Source organism: Gordonia sp. UBA7860, assembly GCF_002500165.1.
GTDB classification, from domain to species: domain Bacteria; phylum Actinomycetota; class Actinomycetes; order Mycobacteriales; family Mycobacteriaceae; genus Gordonia; species Gordonia sputi.
This window is the reverse complement of record NZ_DLSO01000147.1, coordinates 26709-47224: the sequence shown is the minus strand read 5'-3', so window position 1 is coordinate 47224 and position 20516 is coordinate 26709. Positions and strand designations below refer to the sequence as shown.

Here is a 20516-nt window from a genome sequence, read left to right as displayed (position 1 = left end):
TCTAGGTCGTCGCTGCGGTGTAGAGGTGTTTCCACTTCCCGGCGCTAGCGTTCCACACCACCGGGCCGACACCACACCCGAGCGAGGCGTTGGTGTTGAGGGCGAGGTCGCCGTCAGCGGGTGTCAGTAGTGACACGTCGACTCCGATCTGCCCACCCAACCGCTTCCATCCTGAGCCGAAAGCTGCGGTAAGTGCGGCATCGAGGCGGGCGTCCACACGATCAACCTTCGATCCCAGCGCCAACGCCACGGACGCGCCCGATACCTGGTCGTAGCGGCCATCGAGAACCAGTGTCGAAATCTGGGTGTTGGACGATCCGGCGTTGAACAGCCTTGCTGGTCCGGTCGCGTCGACGTCGAGGATGAGCCGTTGGATGGTTGCCGGGGTGGGTGACCCGGCACTACCCGTGCCGCCTATGCCGGTGGCGCAGACGCACCCCGCCGATGCGGCGAGCTTGGTGCGGGCTCGGATAGAGCGGGCGTTCGGGTTGGCGAGCAGGATTTGCGGCTTCGACGTGTCGGCCGGAGTCGCGAGGACGGTACCCACATCGACCGAGCCGATAGTGCCGCCCATCGTGCCCTTGTTGCCGGTGTCCTCACCGATGAATACCGGGGATGATTGCGATGACGACCCCTGGATGACCCCGGTGACCTTCACGCCGTCGATCACGTTGTTCACACCGGGCATGATCTTGAGCTGCGAGTGCACGGTCTGGGTGTTGATCGAGCCGATGGTCAGGCCGATGATGTCGCCGGACGAGTCGGTGAGCGCACCCGCATAGTCTGCTGCGGTCAAGGACACGGAATCGTCTGCGGTGTATCCCTTCACGTGCACGATTTCGCCCGAGTACGCCGGTCCCATGATGTGGATGCCGTCGCGTCCGGACTGTGCGTTGTCGATGGCGAGTCGGTAGTTCGAGATGTCCGCGACCGAGATGCCGTAGTGGGCGGTGTTATTCGTGGAGGTGAACTTCTCGATCTGCACATCGAGGTTGTCGACGTGGCGAAACATCAGGGAGTGCCCCCCGATGCCGCCGCCAGCGAAAGCGCCGCGATACCAGTCGCCACCGATGACGCGAATGTCCTTGTCGCGGGTGTACGCCTTGATGCCCCAGTAGTTCGTGGTGGTTTTCGCGGCTTTGTCCACGGTGATGGTGTTGGGTGGGGTGGCTGCGGTTCCATCGTTGCGGGCGTCAGCGTTCACGGCGGTCACGGTCGCGACCAACGGGACTACGGCATCAGCGGTACCACCGCCCCCGTCGATCACCACGGTCTGTCCGACCGTGAACTTGGTGGCCGCGTTGGAACCGGGATAGAAGTCGATAACCTTCGACCCGGCGTAGCATTTCGCGTCCTCGTCGGAGGCGATGACCGTGATGGCCGCTTTGTTCACGAGCAGTTGGGTGGCGAACCCGCTACCTGTGTCGACGGCCTGGAATCGGCACTGGCGGCAATCAAACGCGGTGGAACTGGGCAGGATGAGCCGGTTGCTGAGCCGGTAGGTTTCGTCTGCGCGTGCGCGAATGTAGCCGCCCTGAGCGAGGGCGGTGTTCAGCCATGCGGTGTCATCGACACCGTTGGAGGGGTTGAGTGTTTGGAGGTAGCGCCCACCGGGGAGCGCGGCAGCTACGGGCATCAGGCGGTCCTCATCCAGATACGGGGCATGGTGATCTGCCCGGTGACGGTGGTTGAAAATGTCGATGGCAGTGCGCCGGTCACGCCGGTCATCGAGTGGCCTATGTAGGTGATGCCATTCGATGGGGCCGATTTGCCGAGGTCGAGCAGGATTGGCGGTATCCATCCGGCTCCGGTGACCCGCATCGTCGGCTGTGTGGTGTCCGCGTCCTGGACGGCACCACCGATCCAGTACAGACCAGGCGGCAGTGTCGCGGTCGCAGTCACTGTCACACCCGCTACCGCATCAGCCGCACCCTGCCCTCCGTCGAGGACGAGTGCGCCAGGATGACCGTTGCCGTTGTCGGCGTAGATACCGGGCCGAAAGTGTGATCCCGACTGTCCTGCGACCGTAATCTCGAAGCCGAGTCGGTCAATCGAGAGGGGTTTGTCGACCAGGAATGGAGCGACACGGAGTGTCCCGTTCCCGAGAGCACCATTGGTGGAAGCCGTATTCGGACCACACGGCACGACGTACCGGCCAGCAACGGGGTTCGGCCCGCCGGCACGCTTAGCCGCAATCGCCGCAGCCTGCGCCGTCGACACGGGCTTGTCGGCATCGGAGGTATTGTCGACATATCCGAGACCAATGTCGGCCTTCGTGATCTCCACCATGTCGACCTGCACCGTCTTAGATGGGTCGGTGGAGTCAGAGCCAAAGAGCTTGCTGGTCTGCATGGTGCCGGTGGGCTTGGCGAGTCCACCACCCGTGGGAGTCCACAACGCCTGCTCGGTTGCGTCGAACGCTAACCGCGAGGTTCCCGCCGTGGTGCGCGTACCGGGACCGTTGATCGGGGCTGGAAGCATCGCCAGAGCGCCCGCCGCGTACACCGTGGACGGCTGCCAGACCGTGGCATAAGTCGCGTCCGCGTCGGTCTTGCGGAGCATCGGCGATAAGTTCTTCGCCTGCGTCGCCCCATCACCCGCATACACCTTGCCCGTGTCGGACACGACGAGCTCACCCTTACCGGGTACCGACGAGTCCGCAGCCCGCTTCGTCTCCGTCTGACGCTTCCATGGGCGTAGGCCCGCACCGAACACGCTCATTCGTCGATCCCTCCGTCGTAGACGATCCCGTTGATGCCGGCGGCGACGCGCGCGTCGACGGCCGCGCGGGTGTTGGTTCCCGCGGTGGTGATCTTCGACGCGATGGCCGAGTCCGGCACCACGCCTGCTTCGACGTCGTCGAGGATTTGTTGTGCTTCGTCGCGCGCTGTGCGTGCTTCGTCTCGGTACGTCTTGACCTGGTTGGTGACGAGGGGGGAGAGGTCGCCGATGTCGTCGAACAGGTCGTTAAGGTGCAGCGTCGATCCGGTGGTCGGTGGGTCGAACGTGACGGATCGGGACGCGAGTGTCTGCTTGCCGTATCGCACATCGGGTTTCGCGACCCATCGGATCGGCGCGCCGTCGATCGACTTGGGAAGCTTGACGCCGGTGTTGCCTTGGAGGTCGGTGAGGATTCCGCCTGCGATGAGTGCGGGGAGTTCGGCGATCGTCACGTTTTCGGAGGGGGAGCCGCCGACGACGAACCCGGCGGGGAGTTTGGGTGCGAAGATCACCTTGCCGGTGGGGTGCACGACGTCGGGGTTAGGGTCGCCGTCGACGATTCCGTCGTCGATGATGTGGGACCACAGGCCCGTGACGGTCATGTATTCGACTGTCGGCATCACGCCTCCTGGTGTTGTTGGATGTGGGTGAGGGCTTCGTCGAAGGTGGTACCGTGCGGTAAAACCCATTGCGGCGTAAGCCCATTGAGTGGATCGCCGTCAGCGTCGATGGCCGTGATCGCGTAGCCGATGCGGACCTGCTGTAGCTCGGCGCGATACTCGATGCCATCGCGTGTGGCGATGAGGTGAGTGTCGTCGGTATAGGTGAGTTCGTAGTCGTCGGCTTCGGGCGCAGGAGGCCCCGCGGTCTGTACCCAGTCGCACACGGGCGTCTCAGTCACGGTGGCTCGATAGATTTCGACATGCCCGACCCCTGGGGGTGCTGTGTCGCTGTGTGAGTCGATGTCGTTGGCGGCAGCGACCACATCAACGGTGGCGTTGCGAACCCCCGACACAGTGATCGCGGAGATCAGCCAGTAGTCGTCATCCTCGATGACACCCCGGTACAGGCGAGTCGTCGGTGCCCACCCCTGCACGTTGTTGATGACTAGCTCGCTCATGCTGCCTCCAATTCCGCGTAGCCGTTAGCTGAGCTGCCGCCCGCGCCGGGGGTTGTGCCTCCTCCAGGGTTGCTCGAACGTCCGCCGCCACCGCCAGGCGCACCACCAGGGAATGCACCATGTCCACCTGCGCCGCCCGATTGCCCAATGCCGCCGAAGCTGGTGGAGCCACCACCACCACCGCCCCCACCGCCACCACCGCCAGACTTGGCAGGTCCGTCGATGGGGGCTTGTGAACCGTTACCCCCCGCCTGGCCTGGTCCGTTCCCTCCATGCGCGCCGCCCGCGCCGCCTAGAGCGAGCATGGAACTACCACCAGGGGCACCTGGCGTGTCTCCGCCACCGTGACCGCCGCCGCCCGCACCGCCCAATCCAGGACCAGAATCGCAAGGAACGAAAGAATACCCGTCAACCTTGACCGAAAAACCCATCCGGGTCTCGAAAACCCAAGACCCATCCGACCTTTGACCGAGCTTTGTCTCCCCGCCCGATGTACCGACCACCACCTGCACGGCACTGATGTCAGGCACCTGCGTAGCAAGCCACGCCACGTCAATCTCCGGTAGCTCCACATACCCACCAGGAGTGCCCGGCGCACCACCCGCCTGATTACCGCCCGCAGACGCAGCAGACGACGACCCAATCAGAACACCCTTCACCTTGGCCTTACCCGTCAGATCAATCGTCGTCGACGACGTAATACTTTGCCGCACACCGCCTCCCTCCAAGTTCGTCAGCCGGTTGTCCACGTTTGCCATCGTCACCGAAATGTCGTTCGGGTTGTGCCCCGTCGATGCGCTCCCGGTGTATCCCTGCACCAAGCTGTCGGTGATCGTCTGGGGGAAGTAGTTGATGCCGTCGGCGATCGTCGCGGCTTTGTCCACGGGCGTCGAGTCCACCACCTCGGGCGGCGGAAAGTAGAAGCGATCGCGACCTGTGGCCATCAACGCACCCGCATCAACCGAATCCGCAACTGAGCCTGCGTATTACGCACCTGCCAGTTGTTCCACGCCCCCGCCGTCTTGACCGCCGACACATACAACGTCACCTCGGTACCGGCGGAGATGATGCCGTCCGTCGACTCGGGGTTGATCGCGACGTCGGAATGCGCACGGAACGCCACCTCGCGCCACCCCTCCGACGGCTGCCCCTTACCCAGTCCCACGAGATCACCGGTCGAGATGTTGCCGTTGCGCACTTCGAGGTTCACCTGGAATCCGCCTGGCGCGTAGCAGTCGACGCCACCGACGAAGTCCAACCGGTAGGGGAACGTCTTCGCCGGGATCACCACGGTGACGAGTCCGACCCGCGTCGTCGACGACGAATAGGTACCGGTCGGGAACGCCGCCGGCGGCACCACGTACTCCTGCAGCCACGCACCACCGGGCGACCACTGCAGTTTGCCCGTCGATGACTTGTACACCAGGGTGTCGCCGTCGGACTTCGTGATCGTCTGGTCGACGTCGACAGATGTGAAGACCGACCCCGACGGGCCGACCGGACCTTGTGGGCCTTCGGGCAGCTCGGGAAGGTCCAAACCGACCGAATAGGTGCCGCCCGAGCCGTTGATCCGCACCCCGTAGTCCGGATCGTCGATCGTGTCGCCATCGATCGTCAACGTGCCGGGCTGCATCGTGGGCGCTGGCCCCGTCGGGCCGGGGGTGCCGTACACGTTGTGGTAGATGATGAACGTCTCGCCCGACCACACGTACTGGTCGTCGGTGTCGGTGTTGCGGTACGCCCAATTCGTCTGATCGGCGGTGAGGACAGTGGCGAGTGCGTCGAGTTGTGCCGTCGTGCGCTCGCCCTGATGGATCGCACCGGGCGGCCCCGCCGGACCCTGCTCACCCTGATAGGCGGGCAACCCCATCACCGCACGCTCCGCAGCACCGTCCTGGCGGCGCCGCACATGCAGATACGTGTCGGTCATCGGTGGCTGTCCCGCCACCTGCGGTACCCCGTAGATTTCGAGGTCGACCGCGAGCCGTTCGATCGGATCGTCAGCCACCGTTCACCTTCCTCACTTTGTCCATGAGGAGCCGGTAGGCGTCGTCATGGTTTTCGCCGAGCACCGATATGCCGGTGCTGCGGTGGATCATTCGCACCACCCCGCCGTCGCCCACGTTCTCGATGTGGATGTCGCCGAGGTCGGCTGTCGCTTCCCACGCGCCGAGTTCGATCCAGGCGCGCTGGTCGGCGTCCCACGCCAACCCGAGGGTGTAGTTCGTGATGGCTTGGGCGATGAACTGCGACAGCGGCGCGGGGAGCGGGGCGCGCATGTTGTTCGACAGGGGAGTGTTCTCGAGGAACCGTCCGAGGCGGATAACCGTGGGGTCGTCGAACGCGTACGGGGTGGGGCGGTCGGTCATGCCAGCGTCTCGATCTGTCGGGCGAGCCGCTGCACGTGGCCGCCGGTGATGTAGTCGCCCGTGTGCTTGGTGCCGAGGTAGCCGTTGACGTAGTCGACAGTCGACGCGAGGTCGCGCCACCGCCACGGCTGCCACCACGCTTGATACTTCGTATCGATCGCGCGGTCGAGGACCGACCGCTGCCACCACAGCCACGAGGCCTCGGGAGAGCGGATCGACATCCATTCGGTGACATCGGCGATCGACCGCAGCGGAGACCCGAGCGGAAGATCGGCGATCGGGTCACCCGGCACGTAGTACGACAACAGGGTGCGCGGCACGGAGAGCTGGGCCGCAATGCCACCGCGCCCGACATGCACCGGCTGATATGGGTTCCCGAGCGCCGCGACCGCCAGCACCTCGAGGGAATGGTCGTGTGGCAGGACGTCGCGCGCGAAGTCGACCGCCGCCATCGCGCCCTGTGAATATCCGCCGACCACAGCGAGATTCGGTGTCGCGCGCACCGCGTCCGTGAGTGCGTGCACCCCCTGGTCGACCGACTCGGCGATCGACACATCCCAGCGGTCGGTCGCCGGACCGTACGCCGCGGGATAGTCGACGTAGCGGAACCGGACCCGCGCGCCGGCGACGGCGCGACGCAATGCTTCCGACACCGGAGACCGCGCACCGGGCTTGGACCACGTGCCGTCGAGCCACAGCAGATCGATCATCGGCCGCACTCCGGATCCGGATACGGCTTGCGCGACGCGTCAGCCGCGGTCTGTCGCTGCTCGATCTCAACGAGCTGTGCATTCACGCGTGCCGCGGACTCGTTGTACGCGTCGATCGCAGGCTCCGACGCCACGCGGGTGCGGGGGTCAATCGCCTGCATCATCCGGTCGAATGCTTCGCGCCGATCCTGTAGCGCCTTGTCCCGAGCGCGATCAAGCTCGCGGTACTCGATATTGAGCGCCGAATTGTAAGTCAGGGCATCACGAAACTGCTTGTTGCACTGATCACTACGTTCTTGCGCGGCTTGCGCTTGGACGATCGTCACGAGCGACAGGATGGTGATCACGATGACCGCGACCGCCACCGACGCATCCGATCGGTCGACGTACGGCACCTTCACCCGCACACCCTTGATACGCAGATACCCGGCCTTCACGAGCGCCCCCAAGACCACGCCCGCCACGAACACTGCGAGACTCACCCAGGTCATGACTTATCTCCGTCCGCGTCGTCGCGATCTCGCCGCACGATCAGCGTGCCGACGAGTGGACCGATGATCGCCATGAACGCGAGGCTCAACGATTCCGGCGGATCGTAGGTCGACACGACGGCGTCGAGGATCATCGACGCCGCCCACAACGTGAGGACGACGACGATCACGATGTGGGCGAGCGTGATCCGTCGCCGCTCTCTCTTTGTCACCCGAGCACCTTTCGACTACACGCCTACGGCGCGACTGTGTGGCGACCACGGGCAGTGCGCCCCCTCTGTCACTCGTCGATCTGGGACTTGAGGTCACCGACGATGGGTCCCGTCTCGCCGGTGAAGGTGTCGACGGCATCACCGATCTTCGGGCCGTTCGTGGTGAGCCACACGGAGAAGCTGGTGGCGTAACCGATCGCGACGGCGATCCATGCGGCGCCCTGCGCCGGGATGACATCGGCGGGAACCGATGCGAGCACCGCGGCCACGAGAGTGAGGGTGGCGCCGATCAGTGCGCTGATTGCCTTGGCGTTGTACGAGATCTTCTGTCCGATGGTCATGATCATGTCCTTTGCTCAGTTGATGATGTCGGGGCCGTCCTGGGGGACCAGGCCGACGACCTTGTCGGGCGACCAGATGAGTCGCCCCTTTTCGAACACCTGGTAGCGGGTACCGCTCCGGGTGACGATCTCGTTCGAGACGGGCCACCCGTAGGGGCCGTTCTCGAAGCCGCTGCGATTCCAGTGCGACCGGATATCGCCGGTCACGTAGAATCCCGGCTGGCCGGTCTTGCGGTAGATGGCTCCGTGTTCGAAGCCCTGCACCACACCGTCTTTCAGAACCGTGTGGTCGCCGGTCGGGTAGCCGAGCGGACCGCGCTCCCACTTCAACCCGGCCCACGTCTCGAAGATGAATGTGGGGATGGCGTGCGCGCCTGTGGTCGGCGTCCAGTAGATGTAGCCGTTCTCGAACTTCACCCACTTGCCTCGGCCATCAGGGGTTGGGTGCTCGTCTGTCGCGCCGATCGGGTCGAGTCGTTTCCCGATCCAGTTCTTCGCGCGGTCGGCTTCGAGGTTGATCTGATTTACCGGAGGGGTCACGGGAGCTCCTGTCGCGTAGGTCTTGACGTCGGATGCGAGGACATCCCACGGGAAGTTGGGGCCGCAGTCGGTGTGTGATCCGATACCGAGGACCACGGTGACGAAGTTGTGGTCGGCGATGCATGGTCGATTGCCGAGCGGATACGGTCGCCCCTGAACCGTCAGCATCGCGGCGTTGTATTTGCGGGCGTCCTGCACCGCGAGGTACGCGGCGATCCGAATGTCGTTGCGGTACCGGTTGAGCCACTCTTGACGCGACATCGAGGCGCGTGACCCGGCGAAGCAGTAGTTGATCGACCGGTTGTTGGCGTCGAGGACCGACCACGATCCGTAGTCGGTGTCGACGACATCGCAGACGATCGAGTCGCGGCCGACGTAGTGGTAGCTGGCGTCGTCACGATTGTTGAGGCTGTTGGCGAGCTGGACCGCGGTCGAGTTGCCTTCCTCGGTATGCAGCAGCCAGTACACGATCTTCGCGCCCCACCGATTGGAGCGGTTGTTGCCCATCATGTCGATCTCGCGGAACGCTGGCCTATCAGCCACGGCGGTACCTCCTGAAGGTGTTGGTGTGGGCGCGGGCGCGCCGGGATATCCGCTGCCCGCCAGCCATTTCGCCGGATCGGTGTACGCGGAGCGGTAGTTGAAGGTATGGACCGCAAGGTGTAGGTGTGGGCCGGACGCCTGGCCGTTGGCGCCGACGTAGCCGATCAGTTGCCCCGCCGTGACGTGCGATCCGACAGCGAGTCCGGTGGCGAACGCATTCCACATGTGGCCGTACTCGAGGCAACCGCCGCCCTCCGAGTCGTCGGAGTCGATCACGATCCACTGGCCGTAGCCGTCAGCGGCTCCGATGTACTGCACGGTCCCGGACTGGCAGGCGTAGAACGGTGTGCCGTCCTTCGCGGCGAAATCAAGCCCGTAGTGGAAGCCGCCATCCCGCGGGCCGTAGCCCGACGAGATGGTGAAATCTGCTTTGCACAGCGGATATACACGAAGCATTCGCGTCACTCTCCCAACGCGTTTCGTGTGAGCCACTGGCCGAACGATCGGATCTTGCCGAGCGCGATCGATCCCGGTTCGCGTTCGGCGTCACCCTTGCCGATCTGCAGGGTGTAGCGGCCCCGCACCGACCGCGAGTCCTCGTAGGTGATCTCCTCGACGTACTCGATTTCGACCTTCCCGTCGTGGCGTTCCACCCCCACGAGATCCCCGATGTTCACGTCCTTCCCGACGTAGTACGGGGCACCGTTGATGACCGAGATGGCCATCGACACATACGGTCTCGTCGCCCAATGCGCCGACTTCATGCCCGCGGCCGTCTCCATCGACAGACCAGTCGAGCCGGACTCGGCGAACGTCTCCTTGAACCGCCACGGCCCCGACTCGTTGGCCCGCTGGAGATCCTCCGACGAGTGGAACGCCATCACCGTGTTCTTCACAAGCGGCTCGAACACACCGAGCGACAGGTTTTGCAAGGCGCCCGTGATGGCACCGAGTGGGGGAAGGGCCGCGGCGATCGCCGTCCCGATGGCGGCAAGTCCGATGTTCGCGCCCGTCACCATCGCGATGTTCAGCCACTCGGGACTCTTCCCGCCGGCCGTCACGCGCGATGCGAGAGCAACGTGAGTCGTCTCCTCGATCTCGTCTGCAGGAGAGTACTTTCCGCTCGTGTAGACCGCGATCGGCTTGTTCGCGATCATCCCGTCGACGACGTCGAGATAGTCCTCGTAGCCGTCGTCCCCGAGGATCGGGTACAGCACCCACCCGAGGAGGTCAGACGCCGTCTCAATCCCCGTGCGCAGCAACCCGTCGACGATCGTGCCGGTCCACCCGACAGGTTCACCCTTCTCGACGAAGTCGATGATGAGTTTCGGTTCGGTCAGGACGGCGAACTCGGGGAACGGCTGCTCGTCGACCTCGGGGTCGAAAAACTGGTAGACGATCTGCACTCCCGTGGCCTTCTCGACCTCAAGGAATGCGTCGAGCGCCTTGTCCATCCGCCACGTCGCGGCCATCCACTTCGTAGTGTCACCGAGGAACTTGCCACGCGGATTCACCATGATCGGGTGGAATGCGTTGCGAATCAGGTTCCACGTCTTGAGCTGGAACAGATTGCCCGTGGGGATGCTGTACAGCGGTGCTTGCAAACGAACAAGGTTCGCCGCCAACGCCAACGCGTTGTTACTCGCCGCAGGTCCGATCGCCGGCCAATAGTGAATCGGCTGGAACTCGGCAGGAAAGCCAGGGCACGGCCACAACCGGATCCAGTTGAGGTGCTCAAGCGCCCCGACGGCCGTCACCTCGTAGTACCGCTGCAACCCCTTGCGGGTGCGTTTGAAGTCCGTGACGAACCACAGGGTCGTCCAGTAGGGCAGGCGGATCACGATCGGCCGGACAGCGGCTTTCGGCTGCCCCTCGAACCATTCGGCGTAGTGGTCATCGCACGGCAGCAGCATCGAGAGGGCGCCGGGCTGAGACTTCTTCTCGGTGAACTTCAGATCCTGGTAGTCGCCGGAGTAGCCCCACGTCTGCATCGTCTTGGTCTTGAGCTCGACGACAGCGCGCGGATTGAGCAGCTCATCCCGTTCGGCCTGTTCCTCGGCCGCGAGATCGGCGAAGCGTTGACGCAGCGACGTCACATCAAACCCTCAACAGCCTGCGGCACCACGGCATACAGCGCGGTGTTGGTGTTGCCGCCCGTCACCGTGATGTCGACGCGCGTCACCTCACCCGCTGGCACGGGGTTGCGGTACTTCTTCCCCTTCATCAGGGGCCACAGGTTGCGTCGCATCCCCGCGTCAGTCACCGCCCGCACGGTGGGGCGCGCCTCATCGGTGTTGACCAGCATCGTCTCGTTCGCCAACACCTGCGGGTGCTTCACCGTGTTCCCTGCGAACGACAGCGTGAGGGCACCAGGCCCGCGAAACGTGAACTGCGGCCACCCATCCCAGGTGTCACCGGGATACAAGGCGAGTGTTCCGCGACCGGACCCGTTCTTGTTGCTCCACGAGTCGTTGTCGTCGGCAACGCGTGGCACCGGCAACTCGACAATCAGGGTGAGGTCGAAGTTCGCCGCGCTGGTCTTGCGGGGATCGAATTCGAGTGTCGGTTTGAGTGAGCCCCGGCGTGCACGCACCCACCGCCAGCCGAGGGCATTGGTGTACACCATGAGCCAGCCCGCGACATCGTTGCGACACAACCGTTTGACGTGCTCCACGCGGCGTCGGAAGTCGTCCGGATTGCGTCCGAGGATGAACAGGGGGAGATCCCACTCGGCGTGGTCGAGTGTCGACCCGGTCCACGTTTCACCCCACTGGCGGGCCGCGGCGTCGAATAGCGCCTTGAGGTCGGTGTACCCGAGGTCCCCGATGTTGCCTGCGGCCAACCAGGCGCCGAGCTCGGTGGCGGACTTCGCCCCGGACAGTCGGATTCGTTCGCCCGACGCCGCGACCCAGTCGATGATCACGTGGTCGGTCAGGACTGCTCGCGTCATCCCCAGCCGCCGATCAGAGCCTCGGAGCGGGATGCGCGTCGCACCTCGCGGGTCTGCTTCGACACCATCTCGTCGACGTCCATCGTGTAGACGTTCTCGTTGTAGACCAGCGGACCGCGATCGCCCGAGGCTGTGGCACCGTCGCCGTCGACAGTTGCCGAGCCACCGAGCGTCGACATGCCAGCCGACGCCATATCGGCGACCGTCGAGAACATTGCGGCCGACGGCAGCTCCTCGAGCATCGAATCGATCGACGACCACTGGCCAGCCGTAAGGATCGCTTCCGGCTTGCCCGTCGCGTTGATCGCGTGGGTGATGCCCGGTGGTAGCCAGCCGCCGCGGTCGTAGCCGTGGCCCTGCCCGATCACGCCCAGCAGTCCTGGACCGTACTTCTGGTGGCCGTAGCGCACCATCGCGTTGATCATTGCCCACGGGTCGCGTCGATTGTCTGGCAGCGACGGGTCGCGGTATGCCGCCCAGGTCGTCGGGATCATCTGGCCGAGACCAACTCCGGCCGCTTCGCCGGTGCCGTTGACGTCGGTGATCTGCTGCGCAATGTTCGGGTCGCCACCAGACTCGGTGTCGATCTGCTTAACCCACGCGTTGACCTCGGCGGGATTGACCGGGAATCCCTGCCTCTTGAGTGCCTGCTCGATCATTCCGCGCCACTGTTCGGCGCCGCCCTTGGGGTCGTACTGGTGATTCAGATCGGGCATCTTTGTCAGAGCAGTGTCGCTCTGCTGGACGGTTGATCCGTCGCCGTAGGTCGGTGCGCTGTACGAACCGCCCTGAGTGCCAGCGGTTTGTGCGTCACTGCCCGGCGCGCTGTACGACGACAGTTCAGACGTTCCGGTCGTGGCGGGCGAACTCGCCTGCTGTGTCGCGTTCTGCACGACACCCGATACCGCGTCGAACAACTGCCCGAACCCGAAGAAGTCAGCCGTGTCCTTCCCGATCTCCAGGCCCGCGGTCTTCGGCAGATCGGCAAGCGTCTTGCCCTCGTCGCGGTATCGGCTCGTGCGAGCCGCGCTCGAACTCAGTTCTGCGGTCTCACGATCCTGGCGCGCCTTGAGTGCCTTCGCCGTCGCGGGGTTCACGCCACCCGGCGAGTTGGCCAGCGCCGCGACCTGGTCCTCGTGACGGCGCTTGAGATCGTCGTCCCGCTTCTGCTGCTGCTTCGAGAACGCGTCATCGGACAGCCCCACACCCGACATGCCGGCCAGCAGTTCACGCAGGCTGTCGATCTGATCCCAGTTGAGGACCGCTTCGGGCTTGCCAGTCTCGTTGCGTACCAACGACATTCCGGTCGGCAGGAAGCCGCCCTGATCCCGCAACAGACCAAAGGGATTCTTGATGAAACTCGTCACCGACGACGTGATCTTCTTCGCCTCGTCGTACGCCCACGACAGCTTGTCGCCGAGCTTCCCCGCGAGATCGAACGCCGCGTTGATCGCTTCGGTCTTCGACGCATCAAGAGCCTTCGGCGGGATTCCCAGCCACTCAGGCGGCGGCGAACCAACAACCCGCGCGATGCCCTCCTTAATCGGATTCAGCGCCTTATCAACGATCTCGGTGATCCGCTTCTTGATGATGCCGAGCATCTCGGCTGTGGACGGGCCGCCGAAACCGTTCGTGATCAGTCCGTCAGGCACCACATTCGGATTGGCCGGTTGTGGTGCGTAGAAGACGTGGTCGTGGTCCATGTGGTTCTGCGTCGGCGACCCACGGTCTCCCATCGGGACCACACGTCCGTCGGGGTGCCACTCTTTCTGTTTCCAGAGAGTCCACTCGATGGGGAACTTCTTGGAGTTCGCGAGTGAGAAGTCCTTGACCTGATCACCGGTTTTCGCGTCGTTGATCATCACGTCGAGCGCGCGCCCTGAGTAGTGCTCGTTGTATCCGTCTGGAGGTCGCCAGCCGCCGATCGACGACACGCCCTTCGGCCAGAGTCGAGAAATGATGCGGCCCATCAGCTTCGCTATGTCCTGCAGCCCGCCCTCACCCGGCATCGGAGCGAGCTTGTCGCCCGCCGACACAGCGCCACCATCGGCGAAGCGGGGGAGTTGCCCGCCATCCGAGGTAGCGGCAGCCAAACCCGAAGGCGTCCAGGTGAACGGTTTGCCCGCGTCCACCATCTGCCGCATCCGATACTGAGTGCCCTGCCCACCAGACTTGCGGACATCCTTGACATCCCACACGTGCTCGTCGGGCATCAGGAGGCCGTGCACCGAGTCCTTACCGCGGGTCGCGCCCTTCGCCAAAGGAACAGGACCACCCTCTGAGAACGCCACCGGCGCCAGCGGCTCCATCTTCTTGAGCCCCGGCAAAAACTTCACAATCGTGTTCCACGCGGGAAGCAACCCCCGATTCCACACCGTGTTGATGACGAAGTTGATCGGCGTCGCGACGTAGCCCTTGAGCTTGTCCCACACCGTCCTGATGCCCTCGACGACATCGCCGAAGAAGTCGCCCACCACCTTCAACGCCGTTTTGATGCCGGAGAATGCCGGCTTGATCACGTTGTCCACGACCCACGAAATTCCGGCGCCAAGCCCATCCCAGACGGGCTTGATCACGTTGTTCCACACCCACTCGAAAGCTGCGCCAATCGCCTTGAGCTCGATCTGTAGGCCCACCCACGCGGGCTTGATCACGTTGTTCCACACCCACGCGATCACTGAGCCGATACCTTGGAACGCGGGTGCCACCACGTTGTTCCACAGCCACATCACCACGGACGCGACGACCTTGATGGCGGTCCACCATGCGGTGAAGTAGCCCGAGATGATGGTCCAGGCGACACCGATCGCCACCTTGATGCCGTTCCATGCGGGCTGGATCGCGTTCTGCCACAACCACACCGCCGCCGCGCCGATCGCCGATATCGCGACCTTGAACGCGGGGAACACGGTGGTGGACAACCAGCCCCACACGGCCGAGACTGCCGCCTTGATGCCGTTCCACGCGGTGGCCCAGATCTGTCGGCCGAGTTCGGTTTTCGTGAAGAACCACACTAGAGCCGCGACGAGAGCACCGATCGCCACAATGATCCAGGTGATGGGAGATTGCGCGACCGCTAGCGCCGCGCCGAACACCGCGGACGCTGCGGCACCGGCGAGCGTAGCGACTCGATGCGCGGCCAAAGCAATCGTGTTTCCCTCCAGACCCGCCGTACTTCGTCCAGTCGCAGCAACAAACACGCCTTGTGCCACCGACGCGACGGCCATGACGCCGTTGTAGACGACCATCGCGGCCGAGATCCCCTTGACCGCAACCGCTCCGGCAACGAGGAGCGGCCCCATCGGACCAAGGTGACTGACGAGACTCGCGAGCGGTGGCGCCATGATCGACAAAATGGTTGCCCAAGGGCTGAACGAGTGCACCAAACTCGGAATCAACGGTGCCACGTTGGTGAGCGCCTGACCGAGTGCCGGCATGAGGCGTTCGGCCATCTGCATCAGACCGGGCGTTGCCTGCGCGATCGCTTGGCCGATCGACCGGATACCGGGCGCAAGTCCCGCGGCCGACGTCTTGCCCAACTGCATGAACGCACTGATCGCAGGGCCTGCGATCGCCGCGATGTTCTGGAAGGTCGTCTTGACACTCGCGGCGGCCGACTCGAAGAATTGCTTGATCTTGCCGGACTGCTGGGCCTGCACGAGCATGTCCGACAGGCCTTTAGCTGCTGCTCCGATGTCCCCGACCATGGGGCCGAACGCTTGGCCTGCGCCAGCCGCGATCGCCGCGATACCGGGCACGAGGTTTCCGAGTGCGGTCCCAAATTTGGCGGCCATGTCGGAAGATGTGGTGAGCCACGTCCCCACGATCTGCACACCCTGTGCCGAATTGACCCAGTCGACGGCGTTCTTGGCCCCGCGGTTGAATCCGGCCGTCACCGTCGACAGTGCCGTGCCGAGCTTCGGGAGCCACGTGTCAGCGAGCGTCTGTACACGGGTGTCGAGGCCGTCGAATAGGTTGTCTTGCACCGACTTTTGCATCGCGTCCCACGCGGGTTTCACCCCCATGGTGGCGTTGACGAACGCCTGGGCGTTGGTCGACAGCTTCGCCATCGCCTCGGCCTGCTTGTCGACACCACCGCTGCTCGGGTCGTCCTTCGGTGCGCGCGCCTCGTTGAGTGCGTCCTGCGCATCCTTCGTCGACTGGGTCGCGTCACGCAGTTGCTTTTGCGCCTCGACGACCTCGTCGGAGCCTTCGACGCCCTTGGCGCGGGCGGTCGCCGCTTCCTGCGCCGTGTCGGCGTTCTCGCGCTGCACTTCGGCGAGACGTTGCTCCGCTTCCTGGACTTGCAGCACAGCGCGCTCGCGCTCGAGGCCCGATTCGAATCCGCCTTTGGCGAGATCGGCGCGTGCCTCACGCAGGGCGAGTTGCGCGTCCTTCTCCGACAGCGCGGCGCCACGCAACTGGAGGTCGAGGTCACGTAGCTTCTTTCGTGCAATGTCTCGTGCTCGGGCGACGCCCTCCTGGGCTTCCTTCTCGCCTTCGACCGCCTTGGCGAGCGACTTCTCCGCGCGAGCAATCTCTTTCGTGTTGTCGGCGGCCTTCGCAGCGGAGCCACCCGACGAGGTGCCCATCGTTTTGAATGCGTCGGCCACCCCGAACACCCCGAGCTTCACTCCCGCGATGGCGGCACCGAGCGCCGATAGTCCGGCGATCGCGGCACCACCCGCAGCGGACCCGACCGTCGCGAGGGCACCGGCGAGCGCCACCAGCGCGGGGCCCGCCGTGCTCGCGACACCGACAAGAGCTGCGATTCCGACAGTCGCCATGCCGACGAGTCGGGAGATTCGCGTGATGGTGCCGAGAGCGCGTGCGGCGGCAGCGAGGAGCATGAACGCGGCAGTGGCTCGTGCGACGTCGCGAGCGAGACGCCCAACGAGCGCCGACACCACACGAAGCCATGTCGCGAGCTTCGCTAAGCCGACACCGGCGAGCCTGTTCATCATGGCGGCAGAACCGAGTAGAGCGCCGCTCAGGAGTGTTGCGGCTCGTGCCGCCCACTTGAGTCCCGTCGCGATGCCCCCGATGTGCTTCACCGTCATGACGGCGGACGCCGTAACGACGCCGAAAGCGGCTGTCACGCCACGTAACCCGCCTCGCACACCCGACACGAAGCCCGCACCGTAGCGTCGACCATGCGCGGAGCCGACACGGTTGAAGTCGGTTGCGCTCAGCCCGTCGTTGATTCCGGCAGCGCCCTGACGTCCAGCGGTGCGACCGATGGCTCGCATCTGGGCGGCGAGTTTCGCCATCCGCGCTTTCACCGAGTTGACCCCGATGTCGCCGCGGCTGAGCCCATCGTTGACGCCACGCGCGGCCGACCGGCCTGACTCGCGCCCACCGGAGCCGAATTCCTTCTGCATCGCGGCCGAGCCAGCTTTCGCCGCACCCGACGCCTCTTTGATGACCTCCGCCATGAAGCCCTTCATGGAAGGCATTACGGGAACGTAGATTTCGTCAGCCACGGATAGTCACCTCCATTCACTGGTTGAGGCCGTGCGACGGCATCGGTACGGTGGGTCTTCGGCATGGCACGGTTCGGCTCGGCGAGTCGAGGCTGGGCTCGGCACGGCGAGGCAGGCAGCGTGGACTTCCTCGACTCAGAGCGAGTCGAGGAAGTCCATGACCTCTTCGCTGCTGTGGTCGCCGCGGTCACCGAACTTCTGCGGCCCGTCCTCGTCGGTGTCGATCCACGGATACTTCGGATGCTCTTTCGGCACCTTCACCCGCGGCTTACCCAGCCGGTTCGCGATGCTCGCGGTCTGAATCTGCATGAGGCGGATCAACATCCACAGGAGTTGCTCGTTCCAGCCCCACTGCTGACCGTCGGTGCGGGCCCGATCAATCGCCGACCCCTGCGGCAGGTTCTCGATCAGGACGCGCAGTTTGCGGAGCGTGATCTCACCGCGGTGGTAGCGGGCGAGTACCCCGAGCGCGCGCGACGGATCGCACAGCCCGGGGTACGTCGCGTCTAACGCTGCTTCGGTTTCTTCGACGCCGCGCGGCGCGAGGAGCGATTCCGCCGAGTAGGGTTTCCCTGCAGATCGTCGCGAATCTTCTTGCCGTAGTCGGTGAATGCCTGGTTGAACATCCACGACTCGCCGCCCGCCGCGAGGAACTCGTCGTACTGCGTTTCGCCCATGTACCAGGCGGCGACGTCGACGTCCGCCGACAGCGGTTCGAGCTGCTCCTTCTCCGGGTCGGTGAGGAACTGCGGGTCACGCACCACCCACTCGCGGGCGTTGAATCGGAAGGTGAAGACGTCGCCGTCGCCCTTCTCGAACACCTGGTTGTCTTCTCCGTCACCGAAGTCGAACTTGTGCGTCTTCGCACCGTCCTTGGCGCGTGCTTCCTCACGCTGTGCGAGGTACTTGTCGAGATCGATGTCAGCCATGGCAGGCCCCTTTCATCAACTGGCAGGCCACTATTCGGTGGAAGGGCGCGGGGTGAGGCGGACCTGCCAGGGTTGAACTCCCCACCCCGCACCCGTCTGTGCGGGTTACGAACCGCCACCACCGCTGGGCGGGGTGTAGGCGGTGAGACCCGTGGTGTCCCAGCCCTCGAGGAAGATGCGGCGGCACGAGATGTCGTCCTCGTTCGCCGTGCCGGTGGTGCCGGGGAATCCCGTGACCGTCACGTTGTAGCCGATCATTTCGTCGGACTTGTAGGTGATCTCGCCGCGCTCGGTCACCTGTGCCGCGGCCAAGCAGGTGCGACGCGCTCGCGAACCGTCGACGACCGTGAGGACGAGCTTGTGCTGCGTGACGTCGGGCTTGCCCGACTCGTCGAAGAACACCGAACCGTCGGTGTTCTTGAACATGTCGGACGCGCTGACGCCGTAGTAGAAGCCGGCGGTCGCGAGGGTCGACTGCCACAGGGTGAAATCGAACGTCGTGACCGACTTGGTGATCTCGTAGCGGATCGCCGAGTTCTCCTGCCACGGAACGAATTCCTGGTTGTCTTCGTCGCGGTTCTCCGTGACACCGTCGTCGGAAATGTATCCGAGGTTGGTGTAGGCGCCGGCGCCCGTGGTTGTCAGGTTGCTCATGTCGTGCGGCAACACTGCGATCAATGCCGCGATGTCGATGCGGCCGGTGACTCCGACTCGGGCGGCCTCGGCCTTGAACCCGTCGATGGTTGGGACTGCCATCACGTCCTCCTCTGATGCGTGTAGGCATGTGGAAGCAGCCCCAGGGGCGGGGTCTGCGGTGAACGGTCCTGGCAGGTCCGGATCTGTGGGGCGCGGGTGCGCCGTGGGCCGTCAGTCGGTGTCGCGGCCGATTTCGAAGGCGTATTCGCCGTGTTCGCGTTTCACGCGTGGATTCCAGTCGGGTGCGCGTGAGAATGCTGATTCCTCGATGACGCGGTGGATCGCGATGTCGTTGCGCCACACGAGGGAGAACAGGATGCCGCGTACGCGGGCCGCGAGGTCACGTGACTGGGCGCGTGATTTCGCGAGGATGTAGAAGTCGGCGGCGAAGATGTCGGTCAGGGGGCCAGTGGCGGCTTGCCATGGAAGGTGTTTCGATCCTCCGGGTACGTCTTGGACCAGCACGATGGGAAGGCGATTCTCGAGTGCCGCCTGGGCGGGGAGTTCGTCGCCGACGTACGCCAGTGGGAGGGCAGTGTTGAGCGCCCCGATCACCTTGTAGAGGGCGTCGGGGAATCCGTTGTCGGTCATCTGGATCCGGTTGCGCGTCGCAGGGTGCGGCGGCGTTCTGTCGTGGTGTTGCCGTGTTCGCCGTCGGCGTCGGTTGATTCGATGTGCACGACGAAACGGCCGTTCCGCATGGTGCGTTCACTCATCGTGATGTCGGCACGCCCGTCGTTCTCCGTCTGGTCGATGCGGCGAGCTCGCGCGAGGACCGTGCGGCCTCGCGTGCGAACACCGTTACGCACGAGCGACATTCGGTTCAGACGGCGAAACATCGCGTTCCCGTCGATCCGCACGAGATCGTCAGCCACGAGACTGTGCGGCCTTGCGGATCGCGTCGAGCTGGTCCTCGAACACCTGCTCCGGAGCGGGCGCCGTCCAGGTGTCAGCGACGTCGTCAGGTTTGCGTGGTGGTTCGGCGATCGACTGGACCTCGTCGACCTCGAGGACCAGCGTGACGGTCGCGCGGCCGTCGGCGACCACGGCCTGCGCCCGCACTGCGGTGAGCGGAAATGGCAACACCTGCCCGTCGAACACCACCTGATCCTTGTCGTAGTCCAACACGACACGACACGGCGACGAGTCAGTCATCGAGCGCCTTCATCACGTCCGCGCTGGTCTTGCCCGCGCGATCGCCGTAGGCGACTGACTTCTGACCGTCCGACGGGATGACCTCGACGTCGGCGGCGATGATGGGGATCGTCACGATCGGCAGAGCGTTGCGGTTCGCGAGATCCTCGACCTCGGGGCCGCTCTCGGCGATCACCCAGGGGAATTCGACACCGTCGATGAACACCTTGTGGCGTCGGCGATCGATCGTGATCTTATTTGGAACTTCAGGCATGGC

General features: G+C 64.6%; 21 protein-coding genes. All 21 read right to left on the bottom strand.

Going from position 1 to position 20516, the window contains the following annotated elements:
* Position 1: 1 nt before the first annotated feature.
* Complete coding sequence (locus B3T59_RS18525; protein ID WP_287004694.1) at positions 2-1636, bottom strand: hypothetical protein; 1635 nt, start codon at positions 1634-1636, stop codon at positions 2-4.
* Positions 1636-2721 (bottom strand): hypothetical protein, encoded by a 1086-nt coding sequence (locus B3T59_RS18520; RefSeq protein ID WP_287004692.1) that lies wholly within the window; start codon positions 2719-2721, stop codon positions 1636-1638. The genes B3T59_RS18525 and B3T59_RS18520 overlap by 1 nt, the downstream gene beginning before the upstream one ends.
* On the bottom strand, positions 2718-3341 hold the full coding sequence (locus B3T59_RS18515; protein ID WP_287004690.1) for a hypothetical protein: 624 nt from the start codon (positions 3339-3341) through the stop codon (positions 2718-2720). The genes B3T59_RS18520 and B3T59_RS18515 overlap by 4 nt, the downstream gene beginning before the upstream one ends.
* Positions 3341-3841 (bottom strand): hypothetical protein, encoded by a 501-nt coding sequence (locus B3T59_RS18510; RefSeq protein ID WP_287004688.1) that lies wholly within the window; start codon positions 3839-3841, stop codon positions 3341-3343. The genes B3T59_RS18515 and B3T59_RS18510 overlap by 1 nt, the downstream gene beginning before the upstream one ends.
* Positions 3838-4785 (bottom strand): hypothetical protein, encoded by a 948-nt coding sequence (locus tag B3T59_RS18505; protein WP_287004686.1) that lies wholly within the window; start codon positions 4783-4785, stop codon positions 3838-3840. The genes B3T59_RS18510 and B3T59_RS18505 overlap by 4 nt, the downstream gene beginning before the upstream one ends.
* Positions 4785-5849, bottom strand: coding sequence for a hypothetical protein (locus B3T59_RS18500; RefSeq protein ID WP_287004684.1), 1065 nt, complete (start codon positions 5847-5849; stop codon positions 4785-4787). The genes B3T59_RS18505 and B3T59_RS18500 overlap by 1 nt, the downstream gene beginning before the upstream one ends.
* Positions 5842-6210 carry a hypothetical protein gene (locus B3T59_RS18495; protein ID WP_287004682.1) on the bottom strand — a complete coding sequence of 123 codons (369 nt, stop codon included), beginning with the start codon at positions 6208-6210 and terminating at the stop codon, positions 5842-5844. The genes B3T59_RS18500 and B3T59_RS18495 overlap by 8 nt, the downstream gene beginning before the upstream one ends.
* Complete coding sequence (locus B3T59_RS18490) at positions 6207-6920, bottom strand: cutinase family protein (RefSeq protein ID WP_287004680.1); 714 nt, start codon at positions 6918-6920, stop codon at positions 6207-6209. Before B3T59_RS18490 ends, B3T59_RS18495 begins: the two co-directional genes overlap by 4 nt.
* Entirely contained in the window at positions 6917-7411 is a 495-nt protein-coding gene (locus tag B3T59_RS18485; RefSeq protein ID WP_287004679.1) for a hypothetical protein, read from the bottom strand. Before B3T59_RS18485 ends, B3T59_RS18490 begins: the two co-directional genes overlap by 4 nt.
* Positions 7408-7623 (bottom strand): hypothetical protein, encoded by a 216-nt coding sequence (locus B3T59_RS18480; RefSeq protein WP_287004678.1) that lies wholly within the window; start codon positions 7621-7623, stop codon positions 7408-7410. Before B3T59_RS18480 ends, B3T59_RS18485 begins: the two co-directional genes overlap by 4 nt.
* Before the next feature lie 68 nt (positions 7624-7691).
* Positions 7692-7964, bottom strand: coding sequence for a hypothetical protein (locus B3T59_RS18475; protein WP_287004676.1), 273 nt, complete (start codon positions 7962-7964; stop codon positions 7692-7694).
* A gap of 15 nt (positions 7965-7979) precedes the next feature.
* Positions 7980-9503: a peptidoglycan DD-metalloendopeptidase family protein gene (locus B3T59_RS18470; protein ID WP_287004675.1), complete on the bottom strand. Its 1524-nt coding sequence runs from the start codon at positions 9501-9503 to the stop codon at positions 7980-7982.
* Positions 9504-9508: 5 nt separating this feature from the next.
* The gene (locus B3T59_RS18465; RefSeq protein ID WP_287004674.1) at positions 9509-11143 is read right to left on the bottom strand and encodes a hypothetical protein; all 1635 of its coding nucleotides are present in this window, start codon (positions 11141-11143) and stop codon (positions 9509-9511) included.
* Positions 11140-11997 (bottom strand): hypothetical protein, encoded by an 858-nt coding sequence (locus B3T59_RS18460; RefSeq protein ID WP_287004673.1) that lies wholly within the window; start codon positions 11995-11997, stop codon positions 11140-11142. Before B3T59_RS18460 ends, B3T59_RS18465 begins: the two co-directional genes overlap by 4 nt.
* Positions 11994-17480 carry a hypothetical protein gene (locus tag B3T59_RS18455; protein WP_287004672.1) on the bottom strand — a complete coding sequence of 1829 codons (5487 nt, stop codon included), beginning with the start codon at positions 17478-17480 and terminating at the stop codon, positions 11994-11996. Before B3T59_RS18455 ends, B3T59_RS18460 begins: the two co-directional genes overlap by 4 nt.
* Positions 17481-17615: 135 nt before the next feature.
* Entirely contained in the window at positions 17616-18110 is a 495-nt protein-coding gene (locus B3T59_RS18450) for a hypothetical protein (RefSeq protein WP_287004671.1), read from the bottom strand.
* A 404-nt stretch (positions 18111-18514) separates the two neighbouring features.
* Positions 18515-19165 carry a hypothetical protein gene (locus B3T59_RS18445; protein ID WP_287004670.1) on the bottom strand — a complete coding sequence of 217 codons (651 nt, stop codon included), beginning with the start codon at positions 19163-19165 and terminating at the stop codon, positions 18515-18517.
* Positions 19166-19276: 111 nt separating this feature from the next.
* The gene (locus tag B3T59_RS18440) at positions 19277-19696 is read right to left on the bottom strand and encodes a hypothetical protein (RefSeq protein ID WP_287004668.1); all 420 of its coding nucleotides are present in this window, start codon (positions 19694-19696) and stop codon (positions 19277-19279) included.
* The gene (locus B3T59_RS18435) at positions 19693-19980 is read right to left on the bottom strand and encodes a hypothetical protein (RefSeq protein ID WP_287004666.1); all 288 of its coding nucleotides are present in this window, start codon (positions 19978-19980) and stop codon (positions 19693-19695) included. The genes B3T59_RS18440 and B3T59_RS18435 overlap by 4 nt, the downstream gene beginning before the upstream one ends.
* A complete protein-coding gene (locus B3T59_RS18430; RefSeq protein WP_287004664.1) occupies positions 19973-20260 on the bottom strand; it encodes a hypothetical protein in 288 nt (95 codons plus the stop codon). Before B3T59_RS18430 ends, B3T59_RS18435 begins: the two co-directional genes overlap by 8 nt.
* Complete coding sequence (locus tag B3T59_RS18425) at positions 20253-20513, bottom strand: hypothetical protein (RefSeq protein ID WP_287004662.1); 261 nt, start codon at positions 20511-20513, stop codon at positions 20253-20255. The genes B3T59_RS18430 and B3T59_RS18425 overlap by 8 nt, the downstream gene beginning before the upstream one ends.
* Positions 20514-20516: the final 3 nt, after the last annotated feature.